At 48.7% G+C, this 12842-nt stretch carries 8 protein-coding genes; 1 reads left to right on the top strand and 7 read right to left on the bottom strand.

Going from position 1 to position 12842, the window contains the following annotated elements; translation table 11 throughout:
* Positions 1 to 183 precede the first annotated feature (183 nt).
* Both AC4IE8_RS15380 and AC4IE8_RS15375 read right to left on the bottom strand, forming a co-directional pair.
* Positions 184 to 2307: a hypothetical protein gene (locus AC4IE8_RS15380; protein WP_490791402.1), complete on the bottom strand. Its 2124-nt coding sequence runs from the start codon at positions 2305 to 2307 to the stop codon at positions 184 to 186.
* Positions 2308 to 2875: 568 nt separating this feature from the next.
* Positions 2876 to 3769, bottom strand: a complete 894-nt coding sequence (locus tag AC4IE8_RS15375) for a prenyltransferase (protein ID WP_490791401.1) — start codon at positions 3767 to 3769, stop codon at positions 2876 to 2878.
* Positions 3770 to 4348: 579 nt separating this feature from the next.
* Here AC4IE8_RS15375 and AC4IE8_RS15370 point away from each other — a divergent pair.
* Positions 4349 to 4945 carry an NUDIX domain-containing protein gene (locus AC4IE8_RS15370; RefSeq protein ID WP_490791400.1) on the top strand — a complete coding sequence of 199 codons (597 nt, stop codon included), beginning with the start codon at positions 4349 to 4351 and terminating at the stop codon, positions 4943 to 4945.
* Positions 4946 to 5212: 267 nt separating this feature from the next.
* On the opposite strand, the gene AC4IE8_RS15365 is transcribed toward AC4IE8_RS15370, so the two are convergent.
* The 5 genes from AC4IE8_RS15365 to acnA all read right to left on the bottom strand — a co-directional run bounded on the left by AC4IE8_RS15365 (position 5213) and on the right by acnA (position 12561).
* Positions 5213 to 5515, bottom strand: a complete 303-nt coding sequence (locus tag AC4IE8_RS15365; protein ID WP_490791399.1) for a hypothetical protein — start codon at positions 5513 to 5515, stop codon at positions 5213 to 5215.
* Between the two features lie 316 nt (positions 5516 to 5831).
* A complete protein-coding gene (locus tag AC4IE8_RS15360; protein ID WP_490791398.1) occupies positions 5832 to 6788 on the bottom strand; it encodes a GNAT family N-acetyltransferase in 957 nt (318 codons plus the stop codon).
* 87 nt (positions 6789 to 6875) lie between these two features.
* Positions 6876 to 8057 carry a JmjC domain-containing protein gene (locus AC4IE8_RS15355; RefSeq protein ID WP_490791397.1) on the bottom strand — a complete coding sequence of 394 codons (1182 nt, stop codon included), beginning with the start codon at positions 8055 to 8057 and terminating at the stop codon, positions 6876 to 6878.
* Positions 8058 to 8245: 188 nt separating this feature from the next.
* Positions 8246 to 9613 carry an adenylosuccinate lyase gene (purB, locus tag AC4IE8_RS15350; RefSeq protein ID WP_068995297.1) on the bottom strand — a complete coding sequence of 456 codons (1368 nt, stop codon included), beginning with the start codon at positions 9611 to 9613 and terminating at the stop codon, positions 8246 to 8248.
* A gap of 284 nt (positions 9614 to 9897) precedes the next feature.
* Positions 9898 to 12561 carry an aconitate hydratase AcnA gene (gene acnA, locus AC4IE8_RS15345; RefSeq protein WP_068995298.1) on the bottom strand — a complete coding sequence of 888 codons (2664 nt, stop codon included), beginning with the start codon at positions 12559 to 12561 and terminating at the stop codon, positions 9898 to 9900.
* Positions 12562 to 12842: the final 281 nt, after the last annotated feature.

Raw genomic sequence — 12842 nt, 5'->3', positions numbered from 1 at the left:
CTAATCCTTGAGAGAAGATTGAGCTTGCTAGAATCAATTAAACTACTTATCAACCGGAATCTGTAGATGGGAATCTCCCTAGCTAGGGTTATCCTGTATAACTTAATCATTACAATAGGTTAATGAAAATAAGAAATCCGGGCATAGGCGCAGATTCAAGGGGTGGATCGAGCCGCTGGTAATTTAAGCAGCATGATTCAGAATGTTGGTGATGACAACCTGTTTATCCATCCGGTCTTTAAGGATCTGAATGATCTCCTCAGCCGAACCATTTTCGATGAGTATTCCAAGTTTCTGAGCATCTTTGGCGTAACTCTCTATTTCTGTGAGAAGCTTGTGGCTGGTTTCATCAATCGGTCTGTTTAGTAGGTCGCCGGCGGAATTGATTGCGTCGGTAAATCGACCCTCTTTGAGAGAGGTTACTGCCTTATCCAGCTGTTTAATATTCTGGCTTGCCTCATAAAGGCTCGCTTTTGCTTCTACACCGGCGCTATGTCTTTCCGCTGTCTGTAACAGTAATTGAGCGGCATCCCCATATTGATGGGATTTGATCAGCTGGTTTGCCTGATGCAATTGTTGGAAAGTCTGTGTTACCTGGCTGATCTTCTCACGCTCCTCACCTTCCAGGTTGAGATGGCTTCCATATTGTTCAGTTAATATGGCGACAGCACTGCTATAGTCACCTTGATTGACAGCACGGTCGATCGATTGCATTACTTCTGCATTTTGTCCAATTTTCCGCAGCACCTGGTCCCCGGCGGCGCCAGTGAAATCCTGCATCAGAGTGGAACCAGCACCTATGGCGCTGAGATAGTCACCCTTTTGTACAGCCTGGTAGACCTGTTGTGCTTGACCGGCCTGTTTGATGGTGTTGGCAAACGTTTTGTTTCCGTCAAAGAAGTTCGTAGCCAGATTGGCTGCAGCCAGAAAATCCTTCTCTGCGATCGCCTTGTAGGCCATGGAGGCGGTATTCATATGTTTGGTAAACGATGTCAACTTATCGATAAATCCAGATGATGCGCCGAATGCCTTACCGAAATTCGATACTCCATTTGCCAATCCGGCGACGCCACCAAGCACCGCCCCCCAGCTTTTGTGTTTAACACCTTGATAGACATTATAGGCTGACATGGCGATGTTGATACCTTTAGCAACCATGGCAACCACTGGTATCGGAATGAACTGGGCTACGGTCAATATGCCCTGAAAGAATTTACTCTGGGCAAGCTTTTTAAATGCTTTTTTGATGCTGCTTCCTAGCTTGTTTATGCCTTTCTTTATACCCTGGCCAATTTTTTTCAATCCTTTCTTGATTCCACGACCAAGTTTTTTTACTCCACGCTTGACTTTTTTAAAGGCTTTTTTTAAAGATGATCCCAAACCGTATTCGACCTCAACTTTTTCACCATCGATCTCTATTACGCCACTGTCGTTTTCCTGCTTCAGTTCATTCAGTGTTTCGGTTGATAGCTCCTCACCATGCACCTGCCTGGCGAAGATATCCCCCTCATCACCGGTTGCATCCGATACATTGACCCGGGTATCGATTGCATGGCCTACCTCTTCGGTAAGGATCTTTTCTGCCTGGGTCAGATCCGATCTCAGCAGTTGTTTACTCAGATAAACTGTATCGTTGCTTTGGCTGTAAGCACCAAGTGCTTTGTAACCATCCTGGGTTCCGGACTGATCCTGTAATTGTTGGCTATCAACCATCTCTATTGTGGGCATCCAGCTGAAGTCACCTTTGATGGTCTGTTGGCGTATATTCTCAGCACTGCTCTGGTTGTACTGATCACCGAACGTCTTGGTCATTATGTCGTGAAAAGCAGTCTTATCCGATGCTGTGTTGGCAAAACGTTGTTGGAACTGCTGGGTGATCTGCGTGAGCGCCTGCTGATCACCAGTCGCGAGCGAGCGGCCTGCCAGGCTTGCAACGGATTGAATATTGCTCTGCGAGAGCTGAGCTTCATCGGCGGCAACGGCTGATTGCTGATTGGGCTGAGTATACTTGGTGAAATCGAGGATTTTGTATCGATTTTTACTTAAAGTGGTAGAGGTCGATTCAGTGCCGCTGCTATTCGTCAAGCCAGTCATTTCTGAACTGCTGTTTTCCAGGAGTTCTGAATTCTCCAGAAGCGTGCGTCTTTCTTGCGTGCTGGATAGATCCCAGAGGATTGGATTGATCTTACGAGGTGCAGACATGTTGGTCAGTTGTTCATCGCTGATTCCGGCCGCACTGCTATTGTTATTAGTTGAAGATTTCGATTGATTGGTGTTTTGATGAAATCTTGCGGAAAAATGAATCATGGCTGACCTCCCTGATCGGTATATTCTCTTTTTTTAGATTACAAGAAACCCTTGATGTAACAAGCTGGGGATTACCCTAGCGTTGAACGGGCTGATGAGTGCTATCCTGAAGGTCTGGTAGAAGGATGTTAAATCGTTGAAGAAGTACAAAAAAAGTTATGTATTAAAGGAGAGGATGTCGCCGTTGTCCGACGGCTCCGTAGCTGCACCAGATTCGATCGAATAGCAAGTCAAAGTGCAATGGTGAGAGCCAGGTAACACGAATTTATTCGGCCCATAATAGGGCAATCCCGAACGTTCTATAAAGTGGATAATGATCGTTTCAACGTGCTGGTTGTTTTTTACCGTGGAATCCGATGAAGAAGAATAACTCATCAGACAGTTTATCGAGGAGACAGATGGCAAGACATATCGTGTCTCATTCGGTGGGTTTGGCAGGGATCTAAAATTGCAGCGATCAGTCTGCAACGAAAAACATGGGTATTCTGGCTCGGGATTCTCATGTGCCAATAGAGAAGCGATATCAAACTGGCTCTAGAATTGATCAGTTTCGATTCTTGCTGGCGTGCTATAGAGTTTCCATTAGAATGCCTAGAAAAATCAGACTGGGTGTAATCAATGTCAGTCTGACATTCCGGCCCAGGCTTGCTATCAATTGATCCCGGTCATGGGTATCATTTTTTATGACCTCATATATCTTGTGTACCAATCCGGCTGTCAGCAGACAGAGTAAGGCTGTCACCGGTAAATGATCCAGTATGACTCCTGAAACTATCGCCACGTAGGCAGACAGACTAAAAGTCAAAAACAACCGGGCTCTTTTCGGTGCATCCCTCGAGATTGCATAGTTACTTCGTCCGATACTGCGGTCAGCATCAATATCGGGTATTTGATTCAGCAATAGAAGATTGTTTACCAGGAAGAAGGGTGCTAGAGAGAGTAGTAAAGCGGCGATGGATATTTGGCCTGTCAGTGCGTAGTGGGTGCCGATAACCATCAATGGGCCGAAACAGAGGCCAGAAGCAATCAATACCATAAAGCGGTAGCGATTGATCCAACTGGTATAGCTGATGATAATCAGAATGCCCAGAAGCCCAATGGGTAGTAAGCCCCAGCCGGATGCCTGTATCAGATAAAGTCCACAGGCCAGTGTAATCAGGAGGGAGATGGTACCGATAATCAATGCCTGAGGTGCAAGATGCGGTTGCAAAATCAAGGTGCCACTACCCCCGCTAAAGGGTGTTCTGTCGGTTTTAGCATCCAATCCTGAATGGAAATCGAAATACTCATTCAGGGCATTGACGCTGACGTGGGCCATCAGGGCTCCAAGCAGTACGACTCCAAGTACGCCCCAAGCGATGGGAAAACCAGAAAGAAGCGTACTTCCTACACCCAAAGAGACGCAGATCGGGGTTAGTATCAGGAAGTTTGGGCGGGTAACGCCGACAACCGGGAAAGGCATAATGAAAAGTCCTGTCTTGTAACTGAATATTCTTACTATTAACCACCGTAAAACAACCACACGATACCACATCAGTGCCTATCTTTGATGGTTGCTCACCTCGCATAACCTGTTGGATTGGCTCTGTGATTTCCCCTGATAATATGTGGATATATGTCTGTCTTCAATATTTTAAATCTATCACTACTTTATGTAATACGTCGCAAAAAATAAAATACTATTGTGACATATATGCTGCTCTATAGGTTTGGATCTGTTGGTGAACCTTGTTCAAAGGAACTGAAAGTAAATCCAAAAAAACGAAACTGCAGTAGACATTGATATTTCTTTGCATAAGCTGATCAGAATTGATTGGGATTGCAATTCAACTTACTGCTTTTCCATCAACATCTTTAGGGAGTAACGCTCCTCTCCTATCGTGAGAGAAGTGCTGGGTGAGAGGGGATCCAAACAAGAATCGCGCATAGGCCAAACTCCAAATTCTATTCTGGATCTACTCACACTTCATAGGTATATTAAACGGTACCTGAGTGATCAGCTACCGGATAGAAATGACATCAGAATTATGAAACTTATTCAATGAAATACAACTTCAAGATCGTTGAGACCGACCCTGCCTATCGTGGATTTCTGAAAATCAACCGCTACCGCCTAAAGCATGATCTCTATATGGGGGGAGAGAGTGAGACCATCATTCGGGAACGGATCGAGGATATCAGGGCTGTATCTGTTCTCCTCTATGACCCACGTCAGGACAAGGTGGTGCTGGTGGAGCAGTTTCGAATCGGTGTGGCCGGATACCAGAATCCCCCCTGGATGCTGGAAACCATTGGTGGCCTGCAGGATGGGGGTGAAAGCGATGAGTCGGTAGCCAGAAGAGAGTCCCTTGAAGAGGCGAATTGCGAGATTGGCCGCCTGAAACAAATCTGTGAATTTGTGGTCAGCCCAGGCATATCGGTTGACCGAATCAAGTTATACTGTGGTGAGGTTGATGCAACCAATGCCGCTGGTGTGCACGGCTTGGATCATGAAGGTGAAGATATACGGGTTGTTGTCATGGATGCTGGTGATGCGATTGGCGAACTCTACCAGGGGCGGGCGAATTCAACCAGTATCATTATTGCGCTTCAGTGGTTAGCAATGCATCGGGAATCACTTAGACAAGACTGGTGTTGAGCTTTTAAGTTTTATCAGATGCCTGAATCATGATATTTTATTGAACTAAATCATATTCGATCTTACGGAAATAATTATAATCCTTATTGTTTATTAAGTTTTAACTGTTTATTGTTCTCCATGATTTCATTCGAAATGTATTCATCAAATCCTTTCATTTTTTCATCTAGTACTTTGTTTGATTCTACATGAGTACCCCCTGACTTCAGTTGGTGGGGAATTAGAATCGTTACAAACATAAGTGCACTTTATTTCCCTGTTTATCCCTCAGTAATGAGTGGTAATCACAGACTTTATATCGTCTGTGTCACCTTTTGCTATACAAAGCATTTCGTCAGGTGCATTTTTATTTTCAGAATTAAGTTGTTCAGATAGTGAAGGTTGATCTATCTTCTGACTTAGCGGAGTGCTCTGATTCGATAATTGCTCTTCAGTCGTTGGTGACTCAACAGTTGAGTCTAATTTAGTTTTACTACTATTGTCAGACTGGCTGCCTATTGGGTTCTCTTGTTTAGAGTATTTGTTTGAGGGTAAAAATGAGGTGTTTGTAAAGTATGCATAAGATGACATAAATATCTCCTTATTGTGAAGTCCATTTTTGCAACAAGCTGATCAGTATTGAACTGTATCAACTGAATTAAGATGTAGATAGTTAAGAAAACCCTTACAAACTGGTCATAATGTACTCTATGTGCAAGCTCTAACCAAATGGCAAGTTAGTAGGTCTAGATGCTGATTTGGTATTGTTATAATTCTCAATGCGTTATTTCAAGATGATATAAAATAATAACCATCTTAAATTAATTAGTTTGCTAGGGTGCTAAAAGCTTTTTCACTTTAGTTAAAGGATAAATGAAGGATATGGCGAATTAAATAAAAATGTATTCTACAGATGTAACCGAGCCAGCTCACGATCCGGAACACCGTACTCCCAAGCTTCATCAAACAGCGTCTGAAGCCGGCTCACGAAGTGTCGATTGTTGTATCTTGCAGTGCCTTTTACAGTGGAGGCCTGCTGTTTATAGAGGTATCCACAATCATCGGCGAGCAGAAAGTTCTCTTCTATATCGAGATGCTCATCGGATGGTTTGCGGATTTCGATCACTGAGGGTAGGCGTTGTGCCAGATCTACCAGGCGATGACCCTGTTGCACTATCCGACTGTTGTCCTGGACCAGGATTCGAATTCGGCTGAACTTCGATCGCATGGCAAGTTGCTTCACCGCGTCATGGAATGATTCGGTATCGTAGACGAGTGGGTCTAGATCATAACTGAACAGGCAAAGGTAGCGTTTGGCCTGTCTCACCATCGATGCGGCGTGAATCTGGTGGTCTTCAACTCTGTTCAGTTGGAACAACTCTTCATCTACACCCAGGGTGGCCAGTGTAAGGTCATCTTCGCTGGGTTGATCGGTAAATGAGAAGCGCATCTTTCGATGGGGTATATCGGCTTCGTGGAAGATCTCTCCCTTGGCGATAAAACCGAATTTCGCATAGAAGGGTTCTGCTGAGGTCTGAGCGTGCAGAAACAGTTGATCCTGGCCGACCCGGCTGGCCTGTTGCAGAAGTTCCAACAGCAGGGCGGTACCGACACCCTGATTGCGCCAGTCGGCCAGTACCGCCATCCGTCCGATCTGTCCACTGCCAAGCAGTCGTGCCGTACCGATCGGTTGTTGTTGATTGTCCAGCGCCAGCAGGTGAAAGGCGATAATGTCGTCATCATCCCACTCCATACTCTCCGGGACACCCTGTTCCTTGATGAATACCGGTTCTCTTACCTGACGCAGCAAATCCCGATCATCCGGCCATATTGCCTGGCGGATTGTGAAGTCGTTAGTCACCATTGATGATTACTCCTATCCTTTCTGTTTCCATACGTGCTGATTCAGCCTGGCTTCTCATCCTGGGCAATCTTACCGATTTAAACGGCTTCAATACTCATTACTGAACAGAAAATGCCCATCATTGTAGAGTCTGCAGAGCAGTTTCAGGTATTCAGGTTGTTCCAGCCACTCCTGCAGATACCCGAAATGCAGCTCCCGGTAGTGAGTGATGACGGGGAGAAACTCACCGGAAGAGCTGGGCAGGGTATAGCTGTTGCCGTTAATGTAGAGAGTATCCAGGCCATCTTTTTCATAGCGGCTGAATGCCATTCGGCTGTGGCTGTTGCGATGGATTACCGCCATTTCCCGGAATCGATTGAGAAACGCCTGTTCAGCAAGGGGCTGCTCTGCCGGGATAACCTGCAGGTGGGGTTTGGTTTCGGTCACCAGACGACCAAACCAGCGTTCATCCTGGTCGAGTCGATCCAGGTAGCTTTGCAGTTTGGCTTTGAAGCCGTCAAGCGCTGCAGGCTTGATCTCCGCCGGTGCAATTTGTGCTTTCAGGGCAGGATCACGATAGCGCTGTTTCGGCAATTGCTGTTCGATCCAGGACTCGAACCAGGCCGAAGCGATATCCTGCCAGGTCGGGGCACGAAATCCCACGGAACAGGTAATGGCTTCTCCTTCGGCGATTCCCCAGTGGGCCACATTCGGTGGCAGATAGAGCATATCCCCCTCTTCCAGCAGCCACTCCTGCTCCGCTTCAAAGTGGGGCAGGATGCGCAGGTCGAGTCCGGGTATGTAGTCGTTGTCATCAACGGCTTGGGTGTGAATCTTCCAGCGTCGACAACCCTTGGCCTGCAACAGAAAAACATCGTAGTCATCGGTATGGGGGCCAACCGAACCCTGATCGACCGCATAGCTGATCATGATGTCATCCAGACGCCAATCGGGAATGAAACGGAAGTAGTCCAGCAGTTCTGCCACTTCGGGAATGTATTTGTCCACATCCTGGACCAGCAGTGTCCAGTGACTCTCAGGCAGTTCAGCAAAGAGTGTCTCCTCGAAGGGCCCATAGCGTGCTTCCCACGGGGTGGCGCCATGCTTTTCCAACACCAGGCGGGATTCGATCTCTTCCTCGCAAGCCATGCCAGCGAGTTCGTTGGCCTCTATGCGGCATTTGAAGTCGGGCAGTGCCTGACGCAGCAGAAGTGGTTTTTTCTGCCAGTACTCAGTCAGAAATCTTTCAGTATCTATGTGTTCAGGGAAATTAAGTAAATGCATACCCATAGTGTACCTCAACGTGGAATCGGTAAACGGGTCTATGCTGGAGAAGGTGCAGTTTGATAGGAATCTGTCTGGTTGTTACAGATTCTTATAAGATGATTCGCTTTCCACGTACACAAGTTACCATTCGTCCCGCTGCCAGGGCGGCGGGATGAATGGTGTGTGGCGTGATTGTCTGCTCAAAGGGGCTGCTAAATATCAGTCGCCTGGTCTTTGGCATTACCGATATAGCTCATCGGTGTTAGACGTTTCAGCGACTCTTTGGCCTGTTCAGGAATCTCAAGGCCATCAACAAAGGTTTGCAGTTCTTCAGGTGTAATGCGTTGACCCCGGGTCAGCTCTTTGAGCTTTTCATAGGGTTTCTCGATGCCATAACGACGCATGACCGTCTGTATGGGTTCTGCAAGGACTTCCCAGTTCTGGTTCAGGTCATCCAGCATGGCATCCCCGTTGGCCTCCAGTTTACCCAGCCCTTTGAGCAGTGACTGCAGAGCGATCGAGGTATGGGCAAATCCGACACCCAGGTTTCTCAGGACGGTTGAATCGGTGAGATCCCGCTGCCAGCGGGAGATCGGCAGTTTTTCCGCCAGATGGCCGAACAGGGCGTTGGCGATACCAAGGTTACCTTCCGCATTTTCAAAATCGATGGGGTTGACCTTGTGAGGCATGGTGGATGAGCCGACTTCTCCGGCAACGGTCCTCTGCTTGAAGTAACCCACCGAAATGTAACTCCAGATATCACGGGACAGATCGATCAGGATGGTATTGAATCGGGAGAGGGCATGAAACAGCTCAGCAATGTAGTCATGGGGTTCGATCTGAATCGTATAGGGGTTCCAACTGATGCCCAGGCTTTCGACAAACTGCTTGGCGAATGCCGGCCAGTCGACCTCCGGATAGGCGGCCAGGTGGGCGTTATAGTTACCGACAGCGCCGTTGATCTTTCCCATCAGTTGCACGGCGGCAATCTGTTCTCTCTGCCGCTGCAGACGGTAGACCACATTGGCCATCTCTTTACCCATGGTGCTGGGTGAGGCAGGCTGGCCATGGGTGCGACTTAGAATGGGTTGATCCGCCAGTTGTTGCGCCAGGTATTTCACCCCTTCGATCACTTCATCCACATAGGGCAACAGTACCTGACCGCGACCCTCCCGCAGCATCAGGGCGTGGGAGAGATTGTTGATGTCTTCTGAAGTACAGGCAAAGTGGATGAACTCGCTGATGCTCTCAAGCTCTTCGTTACCGGCAATCTTCTCCTTCAAAAAGTACTCCACTGCCTTCACGTCGTGATTGGTGGTGCGTTCGATGTTCTTGACCCGGCGGGCATCCTCTTCACTGAAGTTATCCACAATCCCGTTGAGTATATTGTTGGCATGTTCACTCAGGGTTGGAATTTCGAGTATGTCGTTGTGGCCGGCAAGTGCCTGTAACCAGCGAATTTCGACTTTGACCCGGTGACGGATCAGACCGAATTCACTGAAGATGACCCGCAGGTCTTCAGTTTTGCTGCCATAACGGCCGTCAATGGGGGAGACTGCTGTGAGTGAGGAGAGTTGCATGTTATTACGTACCACGAAATCTTAGAAAGGCGGGGATTATACCCGCTGAGTTGTAAGGGGTTAAGTCGGCTGATTTGTATGTTTTAAATATTTAAATATAAACAGGAAGATAGTGCTGTTACTTAACAGAGTGGGTTAATATTTTTTTTAAAGCCCGTTCCCACAACCGCTTACCATTAGCTGTCAACCGGTTAGGACGACCCTGCCTAGCCACTCCCGGCTAGACAGAGTTGTGCTTGGATCAGATGAACAATTCTCAACTGGCGACAGTGCAGTTGATCCCTTTATTTGCTGTTTTCAGAGGCCATCTTGCGCAGCACATAGTGCAGGATTCCGCCATGTTTGAAATAGTCGACTTCATTCGGTGTATCGATACGCACCGTGACGCTAAACTCCTTTTCACTGCCCTTATCGGATTTCGCCATGACGCTGATGCGGTGGACAGTCTGATCTCCTGGGTCAGGGATGAAGAATCGTTCCTCACCGGTCAGCCCCAGGGATTCTGCACTCTCTCCCGGTAGAAACTGTAGCGGTAGTATGCCCATACAGACCAGATTGGTACGATGAATCCGCTCATAGCTCTCAGCAATCACCGCACGTACCCCTTGCAGGGCCGGTCCTTTAGCCGCCCAGTCACGGGAGGAGCCGGATCCGTACTCCTTGCCGGCAATCACAATCACCGGCACAGACTCCTCTTTGTAGCGCATGGCGGCATCGTAGATGCTCATCTCATCACCTGAAGGCAAGTGTCGGGTGACACCACCTTCACTATCAGGCAGCAGGCGGTTGCGCAATCGGATATTGGCGAAAGTACCCCGCATCATCACTTCATGATTCCCACGGCGGGAGCCATAGGAGTTGAACTCATCCGCTTTCACACCTAGTTCGTTCAGGTATTCTCCTGCCGGGCTGTCGGCTTTGATGGCGCCTGCCGGTGAGATATGGTCTGTGGTGACCGAGTCGCCAAGCCAGGCCAGACATCGCGCCGCTTCGATATCGGTGATCGGATCCGGATCGAGCGAGATCTCTTCGAAATAGGGTGGATGGCGGATGTAAGTCGAATCGGGATCCCACTGAAACTGGCTGCCAACAGGGGCTTCCAGGGATTGCCAACGGCTATCCCCGTCGAAAAGCCTGGCATAACTGGCAATGAAGCCCTCTCTGGTCAGGTTATCTGAAATCGCCTCGGCAATCTCTTTACTGCTTGGCCAGATATCCTTGAGGAATACCGGTTCTCCTTTTGTGTTAACGCCCAGGGGATCTTGATACAGATCGACATTCATCGTACCGGCCAGGGCGTAGGCCACAACCAGAGGTGGTGAAGCCAGGTAGTTCATTCTGACTTCAGCATGCACCCGGCCTTCGAAATTACGATTGCCGGAGAGTACGGAAGTGACTGTCAGGTCACCATCGCTGATCGCTTTGGAGACCTCTTCCGGCAACGGGCCTGAATTGCCGATGCAGGTTGTGCAGCCATAACCAACCAGGTCGAATCCCAAGGTGTCGAGTGATTTGTCCAGGCCGGCCTGCTCCAGGTATTGCATCACCACCCGGGATCCCGGTCCGAGGGAGGTCTTGACCCAGGGTTTGACCGTAAGCCCGGATTCAACCGCCTTTTTCGCCAGCAAACCGGCAGCCATCATGACACTGGGGTTTGAGGTGTTAGTGCAGGAGGTGATCGCCGCGATGACAACATCGCCATCGGTGATTTTAGTGGATGCACCATCAATATTGGTGGAGACGGTTTGACTCTCGCCACCGTTGAAAGCCTCAACAGCATGTTCGAATTGCGTTTTGGCATCTTTCAGCGCCACCCGGTCCTGGGGGCGCTTGGGCCCGGCGAGGCTAGGCTCGATTGCAGAGAGATCGATCTCGAGGGTTTCAGAGTATTCAGCTTCCGCGGAGTCTGCCGTGTGAAACATACCCTGGGTCTTGGCATAGGCCTCAACCAGGGCGATCTGATCTTCTGATCGATTGGTCAGATGCAGGTAGTCGAGGGTCTCTTGATCGACAGGAAATAGACCACAGGTGGCGCCGTATTCGGGGGCCATATTGGCTATGGTAGCTCGATCACCAAGCGGCATTGTGGCGATTGCGGGTCCGTAGAATTCAACAAATTTGCCTACCACACCATGTTCGCGCAGGCGTTCGACAATGGTTAGCACCAGGTCAGTTGCCAGACTGCCTTCAGGAAGCTTGCCGACCAATTTGACCCCGACGACCTTGGGAACCAGCATTGAGATCGGCTGGCCCAGCATCGAGGCTTCAGCTTCGATACCGCCGACTCCCCATCCGAGTACCCCGATGCCATTTATCATGGTTGTGTGGGAGTCTGTACCGACCAGGGTATCGGGAAAGGCCAGAAGTTTTTCATCCCGTTGTTCCGAATAGACCACCCGAGCCAGGTATTCCAGATTGATCTGGTGCACGATGCCGGTGTCGGGTGGTACGACTTTGAGGCTGGAAAAGCCACTCTGGCCCCATTTGAGAAATTGATAGCGTTCCCGATTGCGTTGAAATTCAATCTCGGCATTGAGATCGAAGGCATTGGCGTCGCCAAAGTGATCAACCTGTACCGAGTGGTCGATAACCAGTTCGGCTGCCTGGAGCGGGTTGATATCCGTTGCGTTACCACCCAGTTTGACCATTGCATCGCGCATCGCAGCCAGGTCGACAACCGCCGGTACACCGGTAAAATCCTGCATCAGAACCCGGGCAGGTCGGTATTGAATCTCTCTGCTGGGCTCCGCTTGCGGATCCCAGTTGGCAACCGCTTTGATATCCGTTGCGGTAACAGTGACACCATCTTCATGTCTCAACAGGTTTTCTAACAGGATACGTATCGAAACCGGTAATCGGGCTGAATTCTCCAACGCATCCAGACGATAGATCTGATAGGCAGTTCCATTGACCATCAGCTCTTTTTCTGCACCAAAGCTGCTACTCATGCAATCCTCCCGTAGCTCTTAAAAACAGTATATTACTGTTTGATTATTAGTGTTGTTTATCGTTTTTGCTGCTTCTCTTCAAGGCAGCTGCAGCAGGCCAGTAAGTCATACAGCTGGCGACACAGACCAGCAGGCAGATTCCTGGTTACCCTAATCACAGTCACTCTATGGTGTTATCAATCTACCGGCTGTGATCTCTTGCACTATAGAAGGTAATCATCAGATTACTATAGAAGGATCAGGTATGGATGTGAGGATACTGTGGCCATTGACTATGGATA

The sequence above is a fragment of the Candidatus Thiodiazotropha sp. AKAK2 genome (assembly GCF_058244685.1).
This window is presented reverse-complemented; position numbering and strand designations above follow the sequence as displayed.